27 protein-coding genes and 1 tRNA gene are annotated in these 18,903 nt (G+C 58.1%); 26 read left to right on the top strand and 2 right to left on the bottom strand.

Going from position 1 to position 18,903, the window contains the following annotated elements; all coding sequences use genetic code 11:
• Positions 1-3 precede the first annotated feature (3 nt).
• Both BI292_RS28865 and BI292_RS27620 read left to right on the top strand, forming a co-directional pair.
• Positions 4-78 (top strand) — tRNA-Tyr (locus BI292_RS28865).
• A gap of 220 nt (positions 79-298) precedes the next feature.
• Complete coding sequence (locus tag BI292_RS27620) at positions 299-868, top strand: hypothetical protein (RefSeq protein ID WP_101209881.1); 570 nt, start codon at positions 299-301, stop codon at positions 866-868.
• Positions 869-894: 26 nt separating this feature from the next.
• Here BI292_RS27620 and BI292_RS27615 read toward each other — a convergent pair whose 3' ends face one another.
• A complete protein-coding gene (locus tag BI292_RS27615) occupies positions 895-1,443 on the bottom strand; it encodes a hypothetical protein (protein ID WP_101209880.1) in 549 nt (182 codons plus the stop codon).
• A 105-nt stretch (positions 1,444-1,548) separates the two neighbouring features.
• On the opposite strand from BI292_RS27615, the gene BI292_RS27610 reads away from it, so the two are divergent.
• The 3 genes from BI292_RS27610 to BI292_RS29040 are packed head-to-tail and all read left to right on the top strand — an operon-like array spanning position 1,549 to position 2,403.
• Positions 1,549-1,872 carry a phage holin, lambda family gene (locus tag BI292_RS27610; RefSeq protein ID WP_101209879.1) on the top strand — a complete coding sequence of 108 codons (324 nt, stop codon included), beginning with the start codon at positions 1,549-1,551 and terminating at the stop codon, positions 1,870-1,872.
• Positions 1,869-2,246: a hypothetical protein gene (locus tag BI292_RS27605; protein ID WP_101209878.1), complete on the top strand. Its 378-nt coding sequence runs from the start codon at positions 1,869-1,871 to the stop codon at positions 2,244-2,246. Before BI292_RS27610 ends, BI292_RS27605 begins: the two co-directional genes overlap by 4 nt.
• Positions 2,215-2,403 carry a hypothetical protein gene (locus BI292_RS29040; RefSeq protein WP_256592744.1) on the top strand — a complete coding sequence of 63 codons (189 nt, stop codon included), beginning with the start codon at positions 2,215-2,217 and terminating at the stop codon, positions 2,401-2,403. Before BI292_RS27605 ends, BI292_RS29040 begins: the two co-directional genes overlap by 32 nt.
• A 68-nt stretch (positions 2,404-2,471) precedes the next feature.
• On the opposite strand, the gene BI292_RS28860 is transcribed toward BI292_RS29040, so the two are convergent.
• Entirely contained in the window at positions 2,472-2,669 is a 198-nt protein-coding gene (locus BI292_RS28860; RefSeq protein WP_157831313.1) for a hypothetical protein, read from the bottom strand.
• A 54-nt stretch (positions 2,670-2,723) separates the two neighbouring features.
• On the opposite strand from BI292_RS28860, the gene BI292_RS27590 reads away from it, so the two are divergent.
• The 21 genes from BI292_RS27590 to BI292_RS27490 all read left to right on the top strand — a co-directional run bounded on the left by BI292_RS27590 (position 2,724) and on the right by BI292_RS27490 (position 18,897).
• Positions 2,724-2,906, top strand: a complete 183-nt coding sequence (locus BI292_RS27590) for a hypothetical protein (RefSeq protein WP_101209875.1) — start codon at positions 2,724-2,726, stop codon at positions 2,904-2,906.
• Entirely contained in the window at positions 2,906-3,220 is a 315-nt protein-coding gene (locus BI292_RS27585) for an HNH endonuclease (RefSeq protein WP_101209874.1), read from the top strand. Before BI292_RS27590 ends, BI292_RS27585 begins: the two co-directional genes overlap by 1 nt.
• A gap of 162 nt (positions 3,221-3,382) precedes the next feature.
• On the top strand, positions 3,383-3,880 hold the full coding sequence (locus tag BI292_RS27580) for a terminase small subunit (protein WP_101209873.1): 498 nt from the start codon (positions 3,383-3,385) through the stop codon (positions 3,878-3,880).
• 2 nt (positions 3,881-3,882) lie between these two features.
• The gene (locus BI292_RS27575; protein WP_101209872.1) at positions 3,883-5,574 is read left to right on the top strand and encodes a terminase large subunit; all 1,692 of its coding nucleotides are present in this window, start codon (positions 3,883-3,885) and stop codon (positions 5,572-5,574) included.
• Complete coding sequence (locus tag BI292_RS27570; protein ID WP_101209871.1) at positions 5,574-6,971, top strand: phage portal protein; 1,398 nt, start codon at positions 5,574-5,576, stop codon at positions 6,969-6,971. Before BI292_RS27575 ends, BI292_RS27570 begins: the two co-directional genes overlap by 1 nt.
• Positions 6,972-6,985: 14 nt before the next feature.
• On the top strand, positions 6,986-7,873 hold the full coding sequence (locus tag BI292_RS27565; RefSeq protein WP_101209870.1) for a head maturation protease, ClpP-related: 888 nt from the start codon (positions 6,986-6,988) through the stop codon (positions 7,871-7,873).
• Complete coding sequence (locus tag BI292_RS27560) at positions 7,870-9,090, top strand: phage major capsid protein (RefSeq protein WP_101209869.1); 1,221 nt, start codon at positions 7,870-7,872, stop codon at positions 9,088-9,090. Before BI292_RS27565 ends, BI292_RS27560 begins: the two co-directional genes overlap by 4 nt.
• A 40-nt stretch (positions 9,091-9,130) precedes the next feature.
• Complete coding sequence (locus BI292_RS27555) at positions 9,131-9,364, top strand: hypothetical protein (RefSeq protein ID WP_101209868.1); 234 nt, start codon at positions 9,131-9,133, stop codon at positions 9,362-9,364.
• A 1-nt stretch (position 9,365) separates the two neighbouring features.
• Positions 9,366-9,707: a head-tail connector protein gene (locus tag BI292_RS27550; protein ID WP_101209867.1), complete on the top strand. Its 342-nt coding sequence runs from the start codon at positions 9,366-9,368 to the stop codon at positions 9,705-9,707.
• The gene (locus tag BI292_RS27545; protein WP_101209866.1) at positions 9,707-10,045 is read left to right on the top strand and encodes a phage head closure protein; all 339 of its coding nucleotides are present in this window, start codon (positions 9,707-9,709) and stop codon (positions 10,043-10,045) included. Before BI292_RS27550 ends, BI292_RS27545 begins: the two co-directional genes overlap by 1 nt.
• Positions 10,038-10,511 (top strand): HK97-gp10 family putative phage morphogenesis protein, encoded by a 474-nt coding sequence (locus BI292_RS27540; RefSeq protein ID WP_101209865.1) that lies wholly within the window; start codon positions 10,038-10,040, stop codon positions 10,509-10,511. Before BI292_RS27545 ends, BI292_RS27540 begins: the two co-directional genes overlap by 8 nt.
• Positions 10,511-10,891 (top strand): DUF3168 domain-containing protein, encoded by a 381-nt coding sequence (locus BI292_RS27535; protein ID WP_101209864.1) that lies wholly within the window; start codon positions 10,511-10,513, stop codon positions 10,889-10,891. Before BI292_RS27540 ends, BI292_RS27535 begins: the two co-directional genes overlap by 1 nt.
• Positions 10,892-10,954: 63 nt before the next feature.
• Positions 10,955-11,449 carry a phage tail tube protein gene (locus BI292_RS27530; RefSeq protein WP_101209863.1) on the top strand — a complete coding sequence of 165 codons (495 nt, stop codon included), beginning with the start codon at positions 10,955-10,957 and terminating at the stop codon, positions 11,447-11,449.
• Positions 11,450-11,458: 9 nt separating this feature from the next.
• A complete protein-coding gene (locus BI292_RS27525) occupies positions 11,459-11,794 on the top strand; it encodes a phage tail assembly chaperone family protein, TAC (protein ID WP_101209862.1) in 336 nt (111 codons plus the stop codon).
• 29 nt (positions 11,795-11,823) lie between these two features.
• Positions 11,824-12,078 carry a hypothetical protein gene (locus BI292_RS27520; RefSeq protein ID WP_178076639.1) on the top strand — a complete coding sequence of 85 codons (255 nt, stop codon included), beginning with the start codon at positions 11,824-11,826 and terminating at the stop codon, positions 12,076-12,078.
• A 51-nt stretch (positions 12,079-12,129) separates the two neighbouring features.
• Complete coding sequence (locus tag BI292_RS27515) at positions 12,130-12,714, top strand: hypothetical protein (protein ID WP_101209860.1); 585 nt, start codon at positions 12,130-12,132, stop codon at positions 12,712-12,714.
• A gap of 56 nt (positions 12,715-12,770) precedes the next feature.
• A complete protein-coding gene (locus BI292_RS27510) occupies positions 12,771-16,427 on the top strand; it encodes a tape measure protein (RefSeq protein ID WP_101209859.1) in 3,657 nt (1,218 codons plus the stop codon).
• Complete coding sequence (locus tag BI292_RS27505; protein WP_101209858.1) at positions 16,427-16,771, top strand: phage tail protein; 345 nt, start codon at positions 16,427-16,429, stop codon at positions 16,769-16,771. The genes BI292_RS27510 and BI292_RS27505 overlap by 1 nt, the downstream gene beginning before the upstream one ends.
• Before the next feature lie 54 nt (positions 16,772-16,825).
• On the top strand, positions 16,826-17,527 hold the full coding sequence (locus BI292_RS27500; protein WP_101209857.1) for a phage minor tail protein L: 702 nt from the start codon (positions 16,826-16,828) through the stop codon (positions 17,525-17,527).
• Between the two features lie 3 nt (positions 17,528-17,530).
• Positions 17,531-18,313 carry a C40 family peptidase gene (locus BI292_RS27495; RefSeq protein ID WP_101209856.1) on the top strand — a complete coding sequence of 261 codons (783 nt, stop codon included), beginning with the start codon at positions 17,531-17,533 and terminating at the stop codon, positions 18,311-18,313.
• On the top strand, positions 18,310-18,897 hold the full coding sequence (locus BI292_RS27490; RefSeq protein WP_101209855.1) for a tail assembly protein: 588 nt from the start codon (positions 18,310-18,312) through the stop codon (positions 18,895-18,897). The genes BI292_RS27495 and BI292_RS27490 overlap by 4 nt, the downstream gene beginning before the upstream one ends.
• Positions 18,898-18,903: the final 6 nt, after the last annotated feature.

The following is an 18,903-nucleotide window of genomic DNA, read 5'->3' as shown; positions in this document are numbered from 1 at the left end:
GAATGTGCGCTGGGACGCACACGGGACTGTAAATCCTGCGTCGAGTGCTATGTGGTTCGATTCCATCAGGCAGCACCAGTTTTGATGTGGGCGTTAGCCATAGCCAGGGTGGGCCTCCGGGCAGGACCTGGACGCGGTATCGCCGGTAGTCACGCGTTACGAAAGAACACCGGTAGCCAATGCGCTCTAGTCCTCAGTTGTGCTTGCGGGGCGGTGCTGGCGGACTGATGGAAAGACATCGAACCTATTTCAAGGCTCGCCATTTCGGCGGGCCTTTTCTCGTTATGAGGCACAGCAAATGTACGGTTCGTTGCAATCCCATGATTACGCACCGGGCATGTCCGGACTGAAGATCGACCTGAAAACTGGTGAGTTCGAACTGAACAGCGCCAGGCTCCAGGCAGGAACGCTGCCAAGCGATCCGCAGCCGATCACCATCACCGCCGGCGAATGGTCTGACTACGACCTGCCGGCCAATGCCGTGGAGCGTCATGCCTTCATCGGCGCCGAACTGGAAAAGATTCCGGCCGAGTGCCGCGGCAGTGCTGAGTTCACGACTGAGGACATCTCGTTCGATCGTGATGGCTCTGACTACCGCACCACATTGACCTACGTTCGCCAGGAAACTCAGGAAGAGGCCAAGGCCCGTCATGAGAAGGCGAAGGTGGCCGGCACGCGCATCAGTCTGTTGGGTGGCGTGTTGAGCGTCTCGCACGATGGCGTGCTCCGAGCCCAGATCGGCGATCTGCAAAAGGATGGGCAGCCTGCGCCGTTCATCCTTATCGATGGCGTCACCCACATCAACGCGGCTTGCATCAAGGGGCACGCGCTTCTAGTGGCAGCCCTGACCCCAATCAAGCGCGAATGATCCTGATTGGGTAATGGAGAAGGAATTTATGGCTGGACCAAGATTTTTTGCAGGAAAGCGGTTTGGCGGGCTAGCTCCTCACGCATTTGTGGTTCATCCGGAGCCTGAATATAAAGCTGAATGTCTGCCGTGTACGCCCATACACTCTCTTCCTTCAGCCAGTGCCTACGCAGCCGCACTTCAAACGGAAGGGCGTTATCTGGGAACTCATCACTGTGAGCCAGCGCAATCACGATGCTCCGGGAGAGGACTAGATACGCATCAGGCGTCTCTGCCCACTGGCGGTTCCTAAAAATAACCGCCACATACATCGAGCGGGTGATGCCAGCTTCCGTTTTCGTCGTTGTATGGGCGCAGCGGAAGGTTTCGAAGTCTTGTCCTGTGCCATTAATGGCGCGAATCAAGCCCGTCAGTTCCGGCTCGCCGTCAAGCTCTGGTATTTCATCGATTCGGTCAGGCTCTTTCGACAGCCAGATCATCGGGTGATGGCCTGTCTCGATATCTGTCGCATACGGCAGGTTTCGATGCCCTGTAGTAAATGTGACCTGAACACTTGCTGTTTTTTCGTTTTCCATGAGCTGCGTGCGTCCGTTCTGTGTGGAAGCCGAACGATAGCACGGAGCCATATGCCCGCCATTGAGCGGGCTTTTTATTAATCCCCCGAAAGGGAGCGCACCGGAATGTCGACCATGCCTGAAAAACCAGACACATGGGCCGCACTCTGGGTGGCCCTCTCAAACCCACTGTGGCAGGGCGCAATCATGGCGATCCTCATCTCCTTACTGCGCGTGCTGTACGACGCCAAAGAAACCAGCAAGCGCCGGATCTTCTTCGAGGCGCTGATCTGCGGTGGGTTGAGCTTGTCTGCCAGTAGCGTGATTGAGTGGATGGCATGGCCATCGAGTTTGTCGGTTGCTGCTGGAGGGGCTATTGGGTTCCTCGGTGTTACTGCCATCCGCGAACTGGTAACCCGCTTCCTGGGTCGCAAGGCGGATTCAGCATGAAGGTATTCGCAGCAGCAATAATCATCGCTTTGGTCGGCCTGCTACTGGTGGGCATTCAGCAGTCCCGCGTCATTGCGCTGCGGGGGGAGGTCGCGTTCGAGACCGGCGAGAAGACAAAAGCCTTCGCTGCCAACGTCGAAAGCCAGGCCACCATCACCACGCTCCGGGCCGAAGCCCAGCGCAACGCTGACTACCTGAAAGACCTGAACAAGCGAATCAAGGCCAGCGAAGACAAAGCCAAAAAGGCGAGGAAAGACTTTGAAGATCTCAAGCGCAACAGCAAGCCTGTTCGTGATTGGGCTGCTCAGCCTTTGCCTGACGGCCTGCGCGGGAAAGCAGCCAGTGGTAACAAAGACCCAAGCGGTAAGAATTGAAGCCCCTGAGTTGATCCCCTGCGAGCGGGTAGACCCAGACGAGTCTGACCTTCGCCTCAACGGTGACGTGTGGGAGTTGAAAGATCAGGCCATCAAGCTGCTCGACACGTGTGCTGACCAGGTGGATGCGCAGATCAAGCGCAGCCAGAGCAAGTAGATCGAATCGAGGTGGTTGTGATGAAGCTGGTCCTGATGCGAATAGAGCAAACCGTTGAAGCTACTTCGTTAAGTGACACCGAGCCCGTGCATTACCCGACTGGCCAGCCAGGCCCATTCGCCTTGCACACCGAAGACGGCGCATTGCTGCCCTGTCAGGTATCGACCAGCCTGGATAGCAGCGGAGGTGGCCATCCAGTTAGGTTGACCGTCACCTTCACTGTCGATGGCGATCGGATCAGGGTGCAGGGTGACCAGTGATGGCATGCAGTGGATGCTCCGCCCGGCGCGAATGGCTCAACAAGATGAAGAGGCTGGCATATGAGCGAGCAAGTGAGCTGCTTACTGGTCGAGATCCTCGGCGAGCAGAAGAAACAGACAGCGCTGCTCGAGCAGATAGCCAAGCAACAGATCTTGATGATCGAGGTTCTGGCAGACGAGCAGGGTGACGACGACCCTGATGCCGCACCAACAACCTACATGGATGGGAGCAGGGTGACCTGATGGCCAGACTGACCTCAATCAAGTCGACACTTAAGCCGGTTGAAGGGCGAAAGCTGAGCACTGTTGCAGAGGGTGCCGGTGGCGACGGGTGGGGCTCTGGCCGAGGTGGCAGACCTTGGCGACGTCGCCGCGCTACCATTCTGTTGCGCGATCATTACACCTGCAGAGTCTGCGGCTTGATCACGGACCAGCTCGAGGTAGACCACATCGTCAACTTGGCGCAGGGCGGCAGTGATGACGATGACAACCTCCAGGCAATCTGCATCCCTTGCCACAAGGTCAAGACCGCCCGCGAGGCGACGGCGCACCGATAGTCTTTTGAAATCTGGCACGTCACTCGCGTGCCTCACCAGATAGCGGCACGTCACTGGCGTGCAACAAAGGGGGAGGGGTGGGGTAAAAGCTCCCAACCTTTTGTCTCGGACACCACCCCCTCCTCACGCGCAGATTTTTTCCCCTTTTGAGGTTTTTTGTTAATGGCGTTAACACCCAAACAGCGCGCCTTTGTCGTCGCCGTGAAGGGTGGCGCCTCAAATAAGGACGCAGCCATCGCCGCAGGCTACGCGGCTTCCAGCGCATCGGTCGCCGGATCGAGGCTGGCGAAACACCCCAATGTAATGGCCGAGCTTGCCAAGGCCGGCATTAACAAAGTTGTTAATGCTCCGATCAAGAAGGCAGCTGTGCCGAACGGCTTGGAGCAGGCCCCAGAAGAGCTTGTAGAGGCCGGCTTCGATTTAGCTCAAGCGCTTAGACATTCCGACCCCAAGGATTTCCTTCTTGCTGTCATGAACGATTTCGGCAGTGAGGCAAAACTGCGGGTTGATGCCGCCAAGGCGCTGATGCCTTTCCTTCATTCGCGCAAAGGCGAGGGCGGCAAAAAGGATGCCGCGAAGGAGGCGGCAGAAAAGGCTGCTGGAAAATTCTCAAGACAAGCCCCTCCGAAACTAGTCGCGGCGAATGGTAAGCAGGTTTAACTATGGAATGGTCGACCGCATGCCCAGACTGGGAGCAGCGCCTGATCGACCACAAGTCGATTATTCCGCCGCCGATTTTTGCAGATGAAGCGGAGCGTGCTCTGCAAATTTTCAAGGAGCTCCGCGTACCAGATTTGCCGGGCAAGCCTCGGATGGCCGACTGCTGCGATGAGTGGGTATTCGACTATGTCCGTTGCATCTTCGGCGCTTACGACGCTGAGACCGGCAGGCAACTGATCCGCGAGTTCGGCCTGCTGATCAGCAAGAAGAACACGAAGAGCACTATCGCCGCCGGCATCATGCTCACCGCTTTGATCCTGTGCTGGCGTGAGGAAGAAGAACATTTGATCCTGGCGCCTACGCGTGAAGTTGCCGACAACGCATTCAAGCCAGCCGCGGCAATGGTGCGAGCTGATGAAGAGTTGTCAGCGATGTTTCACATCCAGGATCACATCAGGACGATCACCGACCGCACTACGCGAAATTCGTTGAAGGTTGTTGCAGCTGACACGGATACCGTCTCCGGTAAGAAATCCGGCAAGGTTCTGGTCGATGAGCTTTGGGTCTTTGGCAAGCGCGCCAATGCCGAGTCCATGTTTATGGAAGCGCTCGGCGGACAGATATCCCGTGAAGAAGGGTGGGTGATCTACCTGACCACTCAGAGCGATGAGCCTCCGGCTGGCGTGTTCAATGAGCGTTTGAAGTACTGGCGCGACGTGCGAGATGGCAAGGTAGTTGATCGCAAGACGCTGGGCGTTCTCTATGAGTTCCCGGCGCAAATGATTGTGACCAAGGCGTATCTGAACCCCGAAAACTTCTACATCACGAACCCAAACATTGGGCGTTCGGTGAGTGCAGAGTGGCTGGAGGACCAGCTCAAGAAAAGATTGGGCACTTCGGATGGCTCTCTGCAGAAGTTCGTGGCCAAGCACCTGAATATCGAAATCGGTCTGAATTTGCGTACTGACCGCTGGGCAGGTGCTGATCACTGGGAGGCCGCAGGCGATACCTCGCTGACCTTTGAAGAGTTGCTTCGGCGTTCCGAGGTGATCGTGGTGGGCATCGATGGCGGCGGGCTTGACGACCTACTGGGCCTCACCTTGATTGGTCGCGAGCGTGAAACTCGGCGGTGGCTGCACTGGGCGCACGCCTGGGCTCACAAGATTGCGCTGGAACGACGCAAGGACATTGTTTCCAGCCTGCGCGACTTTGAAGCTGACGGCGATCTAACCATTGTCGAACGGCCTGGTGATGATGTTCTGGAGGTTGCAGACATCATCTGCGAGGTTCGTGACGCGGGACTTCTTCCGGACAAACAGGCCATCGGCGTGGACTCGGCCGGGATCGGCGACATCGTTGATGAGCTGACCACGGAAGAGCGCGGCATCACTATGGAGCAGATCGTTTCGATCTCCCAGGGCTGGAGGCTCAACGGAGCAATCAAAACCACTGAGCGCAAGGTCGCCGGTGGCGAGTTCGTTCACGGCGGCACACGGCTTATGGCTTGGTGCGTCGGTAATGCCAGAACGGTCGCGGTTGGCAATGCGATCGCAATCAACAAGCAGGTGAGCGGGTCAGCAAAGATTGACCCACTTATGGCTACCTTCGACGCAACGACACTCATAGCGCTAAACCCTGTTGGGTGTGGCGATCTACAAGGCTTTTTCGATAATCCAATTATGGTGGGGCTTTGATGGCGCGCGAAAATAAACCCGGGCGAATCAAGGCCGCTCTTCAGGACTGGCTTGGTGTGCCCATCGGATTAAAAGATGGTGCGTTCTGGAAGGAATGGTTTGGCAGCTCGGTCAGTGGTCAGCATGTGTCGGTCGACAAAGCGATGCAGCTGTCCACGGTCTGGGCCTGCGTCCGCTTGCTTTCGGAGTCGGTCTCGACGTTGCCACTGAAGCTGTACCGGCGGATGCCGGATGGGTCGCGCGCCCCGGCCACCGACCACCCTCTGTATCGGTTGCTTTGCCGGGTGCCCAACGCGGAAATGACTCCCCAGCGCTTCATGCTGCTGGTGGTGGCAAGCATCTGTCTGCGCGGCAATGCCTTCGTCGAGAAAAAGATGCTGGCTGGCCGGATCATCGCCTTGGTGCCGCTTCTGCCCCAGTGCATGAAGGTCAAGCGCGATGACAATGGCCGACTCAAATACACCTATACCGAAAATGGAGTTGAGCGCGATATCCCGGAAAAGACCCTGATGCATATTCGCGGCTTCGGTCTGGACGGGGTCTGCGGGATGCTGCCTGTCACGACCGGCAAGGAGATTTTCGGTTCAGCCATGGCAGTCGAGGAGGCCGCCGCGAAGGTTTTCGCCCAGGGCATGCAGGCCTCCGGAATTTTGACCAGCGACAAGGTGCTCACCCCGGCCCAGCGCGCGCAACTGCGTAGCAGCCTCGGATCGTTCATGGGCTCCAAAAACGCCGGAAAGATCATGGTGGCCGAAGCGGGGCTGAAATATCAGGGCATCACGATGAACCCTGAAGCGTCCCAGATGCTGGAGTCGCGTTCGTTCAGCATCGAGGAGATGTGTCGTTGGTTCCGCGTACCGCCCTTCATGGTCGGGCACATGGACAAGCAATCCAGCTGGGCCAGTTCGGTGGAGGCGCAGAACCTGCACTTTCTAACCAACAGCCTGCGTCCGCTCCTGGTGAACATTGAGCAGGAAATCACTCGCTGTCTGATCGGCGAGGCCGATGCCGACGAATTCTTCGCAGAGTTCGCGGTTGAAGGTCTGCTGCGCGCCGACAGTGCCGGTCGCGGCGCCTGGTACAACACCGCGCTGCAAAACGGCTGGATGTGCCGTAACGAGGTTCGGCGCCTGGAGAACATGGCGCCAATCCCGGGCGGCGATACGTTCACTGTCCAGTCGGCGCTCGTCCCGCTGGACCAGTTGGGCAAACAGTCCGCAGGTATGTCACCGGCCGCCACGGCATTTATGTTGCGCATCGCGTCGGCCAACCAAAGCGGCGACAAAAGCGCCATTCAAGAGGCGTTCGATTTGGCTTCCAAAGCGCTGGAAGTTGGAAACCCTGATGGGCCAATGATGGCTCACGCACTGATATCGCTACCGCGGCTCGCCGCTTGATCCTGGAGTAACCCATGACCTTAAAGACTCTTCCGGCCGCGCCGGAGGCTCGGCCGTGCGCGCAGGTTCACTGCGACCTGACGCCGAAGGCCTTGGAGCGGTGGAATCCATCGATCAAGGCTGCGAGCACTGATGACAACACCATCACCATCTACGACCCGATCGGGTACGACTGGTGGACGGGCGAAGGGGTCACGGCAAAGCGCATCAGCGCCGCGCTGCGGTCCATCGGCGACAGCGATGTCGTCGTCAAGATCAATAGCCCGGGCGGGGATGTGTTTGAAGGGCTGGCCATCTACAACCTGTTTCGCGAGCACAAGGGCAAGGTCACTGTGCAGATTCTCGGCCTTGCGGCTTCTGCTGCTTCGTTCATCGCCATGGCGGCGGACGAGATCCAGATTGCTCGCGCCGGCTTCCTGATGATCCACAACAGCTGGACCATGGCCGCCGGCGATCGCAACGACATTCGTGAGGTCGCCGACTTCCTCGAACAGATCGATGGCACGTTGGCCGACATCTACGCCGTGCGAACCGGCGATCCAATCGACGTCATGCGCAAGCTGATGGATGTCGAGACCTGGATGGGTGGGGCTGCTGCTATCGACGCAGGGTTTGCCGACAGCCTGCTTTCCTCGGATGCCGCTATCGAGGATGTGGGCGCATCGGCGCCGCACCAGGTTGCCGCCCGCCGTATGGATCTGATCCTGGCAAAACAGGGCATGCCGCGCTCCGAGCGCCGCGCCCTGATTCAAGAACTCAAGGCTGGTAAGCCTGGCGCTACCACCTCCGGCAAGCAGAACGCTGCCGCAACCCCGGCCGATTTGGCCGACCCCATTGCCGAACTACAGGCCGCACTTTCGCGGTTCTCGGCAGCAGCTACCCAAACCGGAGAAAAACCATGAGCGACACCACTGCAGACCTGTTGAAGAACGTCTCCAATGAGCTCAAGAAGGCCACCGACGAATTCAGCAAGCAGGCTGAAAATGCTTTGGCTGAAGCCAAGAAGGCGGGCTCCTTGTCGGAAGAAACCAAAAGCGCAGTCGACGAGCTGGCTACCAAATTCAACAGCCTGACCGAAGCCGAGAAGCAACTGAAGGCGCAGCTCGGCGAACTTGAGCAAGAATTTGCACGCGCTCCAGCCAATACTGCCGCTGCTTCCCGCGACACTGTCGGCGGCGTCGTCATCAAAAGCGAAGCACTGAAACAGTTCTCCGCTCACGTCGAGGGTAATCGTCGAGTCAGCATTCCTGTGCACGCTGCTCTGCTCAGCACTGGCGTGCCAGGCGGCGTCGTAGAACCGCAACGTCTTCCAGGCATCGACGTGGCGCCCAAGCAGCGCCTGTTCATTCGCGATCTGATCGCACCGGGCCGCACCACTCAGCCGACAATCTTCTGGGTGCAGCAAACCGGCTTCACCAATGCTGCGCGGGTCGTGGCTGAGGGCACCAAGAAACCGTATAGCGATATCCAGTTCGCCACCAAGATGACCGCCGTGAGCACGCTGGCACACATGTTCAAAGCGTCGAAACAGATCCTTGACGACTTCGCGCAGCTGCAATCGACTATCGATGTCGAAATGCGTTACGGCCTCAAGTATGTCGAAGAAGCGGAAATTCTGTTCGGCGACGGTACTGGTGTTCACTTGCACGGCATCGTTCCCCAGGCCACTGCGTTCGACGCAGCATTTGACGTGGACAAGCAGTCCGGTATCGATGATCTGCGCTTGGCGATGCTCCAGGCACAGCTGGCCCGCCTGCCGGCTTCCGGCCACGTACTGCACTTTATTGACTGGGCAAAGATCGAGCTCACCAAGGATTCCTTGGGCCGCTATATTCTGGCCAACCCGCTGGGCTTGTCCGGCCCTCTGCTGTGGGGCTTGCCAGTTGTCGCGACCGAGATCGCCGCTTTCCAGGGCAAGTTCTTGACCGGCGCATTCCAGACCGGTGCGCAGTTGTTCGACCGTGAAGACGCCAACGTGGTGATCTCGACTGAGAACGCCGACGACTTCGAGAACAACATGATTTCGATCCGTTGTGAAGAGCGTGTGGCGCTGGCCGTTAAGCGCCCTGAAGCTTTCATCTACGGCTCGTTTACCGCGCCCGCTGCTTCGGGCGGCTAACCCTAAATAGGCCGTTCTCGGACGGCCTTTGGAGGCAACCATGAAAATGATTACCCGCAAGCCGCTGTACCTGGGCGGCAAGGCGCTGGCAGAAGGCTCGCCGTTCATCACCGATGAGCAGCACGGCCGACAGTTGATCCAAATGGGTTACGCCGAGGAGTGCGATGACGACGGCGACCCGCTGGTGGATCTGACTGAACAGAATAATTCACCCGATCCGCTGACCAGCGACAAGGCAGCAAGCAAACCGGCCGGCAAGAAGAAAGGCGCCTGACATGACCGTCATCGCTATCGAGGTCGCCATGCGTCACTTGCGAGCCGAAGATTTTGACCAGCCCCATGTCGAGCTTCTTCTCGCTGCCGCCGAAGACAGTGCCGCTCAATACCTGAATCGGCGCTTCTATGCGGACGCTGATGCACTGGCCGCTGCGGTCATTGATGGTACGGCGGGATCTGATCCCATCGTGATAAACCCGTCGATTGTTGCGGCCTGTTTGTTGAAGGCTGGGAGCCTTTACGAGCATCGTGAAGACGATGTCGCAGGCGGCGCTTTTAGCGAATTGCCGTCGGGTTCAAAGTCTCTGTTGACGCCATATCGGGTCGAGTGGGGTGTTTGATGCAGGCCGGAAAACTGCGCCATCGCATCGAAATTCAGCACAAAATCACCCTGCGAGATCCATCTACCGGCAATTTTCTGGAGCCGGCGTGGGTGAAGCTCGCCGAAGTCTGGGCCAGCGTTGAAGATTCGTCGGCCCGCGACCTGGTCGCTGCCAAAGCTGCCAAGTCGGTGGCCACTGGCCGGATGGTGATCAGGTATCGCCCGGGCGTGCTGCCGACGATGCGGATTCTTTATCGCGGCGAGATCTACAGCATTGAGGGGCCGCCGCTCGCCGACAAGGTTTCCGGTCTTGAGTACCTGACGCTGTTGGTTTCGAAGGGGGTCAAGGATGGCTAATTCGATTTCCTCGCGCTTGCAGGGTGTCGCGTCGACGGTCGAGAAAATGCGTGGTCTGGCGCCAAAGCTTCAGAAAAAAGGCCTGCGCAAAGCGGCCCGTGAAGCGATGAACATCGTTCGCGATGACGCCAAAGCGCGGGCCAAGGCGCTGGATGATCCGGAAACAAAAGAGAAGGTCTGGAAAAACATCATCACCCAGGAGGCGACCAAGCAATCCCGGCGCGAGGGCGGCGTAGTGATGCGCGTCGGTGTGCGGGGTGGTGCTGGGTCAAACCAGCACAGCAAGGACGCCAGCGGCAATCCGGGCGGCGACACCCGGCACTGGCGCTATATCGAATTTGGCACCCAGTTCACGCCGCCGGCGCCTTTCATGCGTCCGGCGTTTTCACAGAACGTCGGCGCGGTCACTGACCAGTTTGTGGCGAGTCTTGGTCGCGAGATTGATGCCGCGCTCAGGGGGAATTGATGGACCCACCTATTTTTTTGGTCTGCTCATCTGATCCCGGCGTCGCCGCGTTGATCGGTGCGGGCATCGACTGCCGCATTTACTCATTCGGCGAAGTGCCCGAAGACGCGCCCAAACCTGTGCTGAAACCTTACGTGGTCTGGAGTCTGATTGACGGCAGCCCCGAGAACTACCTTGCTGGCCGACCTGACGCTGACGGATTCACGTTGCAGGTCGACGTTTATGCCGCCAGCGCGGACTCCGCGACGAGAGTCACGAAAGCGTTGCGGGATGCTCTGGAATTGAGCGCAAACATCACCCGCTGGGGTGCGTCTGGAATGGACCCGACGACGAAGGATTATCATCGCAGCTTTGATATCGACTGGATCACCCTTCGATAAAGCACCACCCCCAATCAACCCGCCGAGTGCGGGTTTTTTTATGCCCGACATTTGGAGAATGCCATGTCGATTCTTACCCAAGGCACGCAGGTTTACGCGCTAGTGCCGACTGCCGCCGATCCAGCGGTTTTCGAAGTACTTGAAATTGAATGTGCTACCGCTTTCAGTCCAGGTGGCAACCCTGCGGATCAGATCGAAGTCACTTGTTTGAGCGACAAAGTCCGTCGCTACATGCGCGGCCTGCGCACGCCGGGACAAGCTTCGCTCACGCTGAACGCCGACCCGCGCAACGCTTCTCACGTTCGCCTGCATCAACTCTCGGAAGACGACAGCATCGAGAGCGTGGCTTGGGCGGTGGGTTGGTCGGACGGTACTGATATTCCGCCGACCCTCAACGTTGGCGGCGATGACTTCGTGCTTCCGCCTTCGCGCACCTGGTTCATCTACGACGGCTACGTCTCTGACTTCCCGTTCGATTTCGCGGCCAACACCGTGGTCAGCACCGCCGCAACCATTCAGCGTTCGGGCGGTTCTGCCTGGATCCGCAAAACTGCATAAGGGGCTCGCATGAACCTGGCTCAACTGAAAAAGAAGGGGGGCGTCATTGCTGACGCCTTGGTGGCTCGCGATGTGGAATGGAAACACGCCGACGCCAAAGGCAAGGAAGTGACCGACAAATTCAAGGTGCACATCCGTCGTCATGCGTTCGGGGTCATGGAGGCCATGTTCGCTGGCGGTGAAGCAGAGCGTTTCAAAAATGCTCGTTACCTGTCTGCCAGCATCATGCTCGGCGATACCGGTAACGAAGAGCTGCCCTTTGAAGATGCGGTGAACCTCGACTCCGATCTGGGCGTCGCTTTGTTGCAGGCAGTGAACGAGGTCAATAACCCGGTAAAAAACTGACGGCCGCCGATGAGTTGTTGCACGAACTGGTGCTCAACGGAGTCGGCGGGTGCACCATCGCGGAAGCGAAGGCCAATCTCTCATATGCTGAGGTATTGGCCTGGTCTGCCTATCGCGACAAGCATGGAACGCTTGATGTAGGACGGCGATTAGAGCTGTCCACTGCGATCATCGCGCTGCAGGTGAATCGCGGCGCGGGCGGCAAGGCCGAGATTTCTGATTTTATGCCAAACGCCGACCACCAAGCGCTGGCGCTCGAAAAGGCGATGGAGGAGTGGGCGTGATCATCACCATGGATGGTGATAAATTGCACCGACATTCACGGAGGGATACCGATGCGGTTTTTTCTATTTTCAGCGTTTTTTCTGGTGGCTCAGGTAAATGCAGCGGCGCCAATTTCTGATCATGCATTGACTAATTATACGAAGGATGGATACAGAAAAACCTTCGAAAGATGGGGAGATGCCGGTGTCGAAAGAATTAAGAAGCTGGAGCGCTTGGCAGTTTCAAAGGCTGCAGAGTCTCCGAGTTGTGACTCCGTTGATTACGCGGGACTTTCCGATCAGCGAAGTTCACCGCCTAATAACATCGTCGTTTTTGTCGATTGTAAAAATAGTCAGAGATTTTATTTGTCTGAGGATGATATCGGTTCGGATGCGGTCACTCAGTCAAGCAAGGCTGTAACCGAGTCAAATGCCGGAGAGTTGTGCCGCGAGCTTGTACTCCAAAACTCTAAGTTCCCATCATCCGTAAATTTCAGCGCGCTTAACTCGTCAGCATTTTCAAATAAAACAACAGGCAATACCGTCTCTCAATTGGAATTTGAGGCGAAAAATGGTCTCGGCGCTGTCCTGCCATACAAAGCAAGGTGTGTTTTTACTGAGGTAGGAGCCCCGGAGATCGAAATAACGGAAAGATAAAGGCTGAAAGAAATTGCCCGGCACAAGCCGGGTTTTTTATGTCTGGAGAAAAGTAAATGGCATCTCGATCGCTAGGCACGTTGACGCTGGATCTGATTGCGCGAATCGGTGGATTCCAGCAGAACATGGATCGTGCGTCACAGTCGGTCATGCGCACCGGGTCCTCCGCCGACGCCGCATCTGCGCGTATCAACGCATTGCAGAGCCAGTTTCTTTCGCTCTCCAGCGTAGCCTCTCGAATTGCCGGCCCATTGGCGGCAGCGTTCAGCGTCAACAGTGTTTACAAGGCCACTGAGGCATACAGCACTCTTACGAACCGGCTCAAGCTGGTCACCTCAGGCTCATCTGAGCTTGTTGATGCACAGAAAGCAGTCTTCGATATCGCCCAGGCTTCTGCACAGCCGTTATCTGCCACTGCTGAGCTATATCAAAGGATTGCGACCAACCAAGACGCGCTGAAACTTTCCGGGAAGGATGTCGCCGGCGTGGTCGGGACCGTCAGCAAAACGCTGGCGATCTCGGGAGCGTCCGCTGAGAGTGCGAACGCAGCCCTTATTCAGTTGGGCCAAGCGTTCGCATCTGGCGTGTTGCGCGGCGAAGAGCTGAACTCGGTGATGGAGCAGGCTCCAGCGCTTTCCCAAGCTATTGCGGCCGGAATGGGGAAGACCGTCGGTCAGCTGCGCGCTTTGGGCGCCGCTGGCGAGCTGACGGCCGAAGCAGTCGTTAAAGCAATTCAAAGCCAATCCGGCGCGGTCGATGCGCTGTTCGACAAAACAGCCACGACGATTGGCAATAGTTTCACGAAAATCAGCAACTCAATGACACGGTTCGTTGGCGAGCTCGACCAGGCTACAGGTGCAAGCTCGCGTGTTTCTGCCGAGTTCGTGGGTATCTCGCAAGCCATTGACAAAGCGCTGCCAAGCTTGAAGGCATACGGCAAAGAGAACGAAGCCTATTTTAGTCAAGCTGGAACATCTTACATATACGCGGGTTTGGGGCTGATTGCTGGACGCTTCACGCTCTGGGCAGGAGAAGCGCTATACGCTTCAAAGGCAAACCAGACTCTGCTTACTTCGACCGCGGCTACCGCTAAGGGAGATTTGTACGCGGCTCAGGCCAAGCAAATTGATGCTAAAGCTCTTTTGCAGCGGGCCGGCTTAGAGATCAAGGCTGCCGAAGGCAAGGTAGCCTCTGATCGTGTCAGACAGTCCTCCGAGCTTTCGAATATTAAAGCGGTCCAATCGTCGCTGGTCGCTGAACGCCTTTTAGAGCAGCAACGTCTGGCTGCCCAGATCAACGATATAGGCCGCGCAGCGTCGATTTCGCGTCTTGCCGAGCTGCGCTTGGCAGAAGTTGCGGTCATCAAGAAAGTCGAGCAAGCAGAGCGCTCACTTGCGACAACAACGATCGCCACTTCAGCTCAAATAGAGCGGGCTTACGCGATGCGTGCGGCGGCAGCAGTTGCCTACGCTGAGACTTCTGTTGCTGCCAGCGCGCTGGCGGCGACGTCGCGCGCTGCGGATGCCGCCGCCGCGTCAGCCACCTTGGCCGGCCGTGCATTTGGAGCCATGGCAACGGCTGGCCGCGGGCTCCTCGCCTTAATGGGCGGTCCGATTGGGCTCCTTTTCATTACCGGCGCAGTCGCACTTTCATTTGTGGACTTTCGAAGCAGTGCAGAGAAAGCCGCACAAGGCCTGGAGGGATTGAAGGGTCCGCTTGATGACGTAATTGCAAAGTTCCAACAACTGACCCGCGACCAAAAAGCGGCTGCCCTGATTCGGTGGGGTGAAGCCGAGGCCGAAGGCATCAAGGCCGCAAAGGAAAAGTACGAAGAGCTCCAAACAAGTCTTAAGACGGGTCTTGTCGGTCCACGATCTAGCGCGAGCGGGACGGCAATTTTTCTTGAGTATTCAAAGAGAATTGCAGAGGCGTCGGCCGCCGGAAAAGAGCTTTCACCGATAATTGAGGAGCTGCGCTCAAACGGCCAGGTAGACCCGAAGGTCGTTGATTCATGGATAAAACGAGCAGGTGCCTATTCGGAAGCATCTGCTTCTGCCACAGATGCAAGGGGCCGGCTAAACGCCTTGAATGGCGAGATGAACAAAGGGGTTGCAGCTACGACGGGCGCTGCTCAGGCCACAAATGGTCTAACTGCCGCCGGCGAGAAGTACCTGAAGACATTGCAGGGTCAGCTCGGAAAACTGCAAGACAACAACGACGCTGTCAAAGAGGCGAGCCGCTACATCGCTGAGCATAAAGAACTCTCCGAAGCAGATCGCGCTGCAATTATGTCGACCGCCCATGCTTCCAAGGCACAGGCAGAAGCGAATAAAGCGGCAACCGCCGAAACCAAAAGCAACACCTCGGCTATCAAGACCAACCTCAAGACCTTTGAGGACGCTCAGGAAAACTATAAACGCCAGATTGCTCTGATCGACGAATCATCCGGGAAGCGCAAAAGCGCTACCGAAGTGGAGAAGCTGGCGTTTGAAATTTCCAGCGGTAACTACGCGAAACTCAGCGAGCAGCGGAAGTCGGAGCTGTCCGGCCTGGCCGCCGAACTGGATACTAAAAAGGCCTTGGTCAAGGCGAATGAAGATGCCGCTAAGCTCGGCGCACTGAAGTTCAATCTCGACGAGAGCAACCAGTCGGCCAAGGATGGGTTTGACCAGGAATTGGCTGGCGCGGGGCAAGGCGACAAGTACAAATCCAGACTCAAGGAAATGCTGTCGATCGATCAGGACTTCAACAAACAGCGTCGGGAGATGTACAAGCAGTATGAAGCCGCATCTCTGGCTAAAGATCCGGATGCAAAGACAAATTATGACAAGCAGACCGCCGCTTTGGATGAGGCGCTTGCTGAGCGTCTTGTCATTCAGCAGGACCACTACAATCAGCTTGATGAAGCTCAGTCGAACTGGATGGATGGTGTCAGCGATGCTTGGCAGAACTATGTCGACGCGGCATCCAATTATTCGGCTATGGCGGCAGAGGCAACGTCCTCTGTGCTTGATGGTGCGAAAAGCAGCCTGAGTACATTCCTCTCCGATGTGGCGAGTGGTGCCGAGGATGCCGGCGATGCTCTCGGTAATCTGGTGGGCAGCTTCGCCAAGTCAACATTGCAGGCGCTTTCGGACATGGCCGCGCAATGGCTGATCTATCAAGGTGTGCAACTGCTGGTGGGCAAAACCACGCAAGCGAGTGCTATTCCAGCCTTGGTGGCCAACGCCCAAGCGACAGCTTTTCAGGCGAGTCTCGCGGCGTTTGCTTCGACCGCTGCAATCCCTATCGTCGGCCCAGCCGCTGCTCCGGCGGCTGCCGCTGCCGCTGCGGCGGCTACCGCGCCAATGGTTGCAGGCGTTGCCAACGCAGCGCTTGCGGGTATGGCGCACGATGGCATGGGCAACATTCCCAAGGAGGGCACCTGGTTACTCGATGGCGGTGAGCGGGTTGTCGCCCCAGCGCAGAACAAAGACCTGACCAATTTTCTGGCCCGTCAATCTGCGGCGACTGAAAGCGTGGGCGAAGGCAATGGCGGCGGGCGCGGCGGTATCACCGTCAATGCACCTGTCACCGTGCAGGCTCAGCCCGGCACCAGTGACGCAGACGCGCGCCGGCAAGGCGAAATGATGGGCGAGGGTTTGACTGCCACCGTCCGCCGTGTTCTTCAGGGTGAGATGGGGCAAGGCGGTTTGCTGTGGAGACGAGTCTGATGGTGGAAACATTCAGCTACTGCGCACAACTCGGCACTGACGGCGACGTTACTCAAAACGTTTGGGAGAACGATTTCGGGGATGGATATACCCAAGCCGGCGGCATCGGGATCAACACCAAGCGGCAGACTTGGAACATGACTCACACCGGCGCGCTGGCACCGGGTTCTGAGTTAAGAGGTGTCTGGGATTTTCTCGATCGGCACGAGGGGTACAAGTCGTTCCTCTGGACGCCGCCCGGTGGGCAGCAAGGCCGGTACCGATGTACCGGATATAAGCCGCGGCCCCTCGGCGGTGACATGTACACGCTGACCTTCATTTTCAAGCAGGTCTACAACCCCTGATCGACAACATCAACGAACCCCGCCCAGCGCGGGGTTTTCTGTTTCTGGAGGCCCATGAATTACACAGCTGACATTCAGAAGCTCGAGCCGGGCAACCAGATCCGGTTGTTTGAGCTCGACGCTACACGCTTGGGCGCCAATCTCTGGCGTTTCCATGGCCACGCGGAAGAAGGGGACATCATCTGGCAGGGCCAGGTTTATTCACCGCTCCAAATCACTGCAAAAGGTTTCGACATCCGCGGCGACGGACGCCCGGCGACGCCGACGATGCAGGTGGCCAACGAGTTGGGCGGCGTACCGGGCGCCATCACCGCGCTGTGCTTGCAGTTCCGTGACCTAGCCGGCGCCAAGGTTCGTGTCATCGAAACGTTCCGGCATTTCCTGGATGCGGCGAACTTCCCGGAGGGCAATCCCAACGCGAGCGACCAGAGCAAGGTCAACCTCTGGTACATCGAGCAGAAGACCGAAGAAAGCCGCGCGGCGGTGGTGTTCTCGCTGTCGAGCCCCACGGATATGGAGGGTCAGCAACTGCCGTCCCAGCAGATCACCAAGATCTGTCGGTGGGCTTGCCGTGGCGGGTATCGCGGCGAGGCCTGCGCCTACACAGGCGGGGCGATGTTCGACAAAAAGAACCAGCCCACTGATAACCCGGCAGAGGATCGCTGTCCTGGGCGTTGGAGCAGCTGCAAGCTGCGCGGCAACACCCGTCGGTTCGGCGGCTCAATGGGCGCCAGCCTGATCACCAGTTCGAGGTAATTCATGCGCATCAACAAACAGTTGCAGGACGCGATTCGCGCCCACGCGGCGCAGGCGTACCCGGCAGAAGCGTGCGGCCTGCTGATCAGCACCGTCGCCGGCCGCGAATATGTCCCGTGCGCCAATTTGGCAAAGACCGATCGCGAAAACTTCCAGATCAGTGAGCGTGACCAGGCTGCCGCCGAAGATCGCGGCGAAGTGCTGGCGATCATCCACAGTCACCCCGACAAAGCGCCGGCGCCCAGCATGGCCGATCGGGTCAGCTGCGAGCTGCACGAACTGCCTTGGGGCATTGTTGGCTGGCCGGGCGGTGAGTTCGAGTGGTTCAAGCCATCAGGCTTCCGGGCGCCGCTGCTGGGTCGAGACTTCTCCCATGGCTTGCTGGACTGCTGGGCGGCGTGCCGCGATTGGTACGCGCGCGAGGCCGGCCTGCAACTGCCGAACTTTGAGCGCCATGATCTATGGTGGGAAGACGCCGCCGGCCCAAGCCTCTACGAGGACAACTTCAAGGCGACCGGTTTCTACCAGGTGGACACGGCGCAGCGCGGCGACATGCTGGTACTGCAGATCCCGACGCCGGGCCGCGACTGCTTTCATCCCAACCACGCGGTGATTTACCTGGGCGATGAGCCGGCGCTGGTCAGCGAGCCCGCGGCAGCGCTGGGCGGCGCCGGCCCGTTTATTTACCACCACATGCCTGGCCGCCTCGCGTGCCGTGAAGTTTATGGCTGGTCGATGGCGAACCGGGTGAAGTTGATTCTTCGACACAAGGATTACCGTTCATGAGCATGATGATGATCAAACTTGGCGGAGTACTGGGTAAGCGCTTCGGTCGCCAATACACCCTGGACCTCCACGGTTTTCGTGATGCGATGAGCGCCATGTGCAACATGAAGCCAGGCTTCGAAAAGTTTGTGCGCACCGCCGAAGAGAGAGGATTGGTCTTTGCGGTGTTCATCGACGAGCGAAACGTCGGTGGCGAGGAGCTAGACCACAAGACTGCCGGTATACGCACGATCCGCATCATGCCGATCATTCAGGGCAGCAAGCAGGCAGGCATGTTCCAGACCTTGCTCGGCGTGGCGCTGATCGTGGCTGGTATGTTCAGTGGTGGCTCGACAACAGGCCTCGGCGTTGCACTGCTCGCAGGCGGCGTGGCTGTCGGCTTGGGCGGTGTGGTGCAGATGCTGTCGCCAACCACGAAAGCGAACACCAACGACAAGAATGAAGACGGCAACAACCCGAGCTACGGCTTCGGCGGCGCGGTCACGACCATCGCCCAGGGCAATCCGTACCCGTTGCTCTACGGCGAGCGCGAGATTGGCGGCGCGGTCGAGTCGGGTGGGATCTACACCCAAGACAACATTTAACCACCC

Source organism: Pseudomonas sp. 43NM1 (assembly GCF_002836905.1).
Lineage (GTDB): Bacteria > Pseudomonadota > Gammaproteobacteria > Pseudomonadales > Pseudomonadaceae > Aquipseudomonas > Aquipseudomonas prosekii.
Note: the sequence above shows the minus strand (reverse complement) of the source record. Positions and strands in the feature narration are given on the sequence as shown.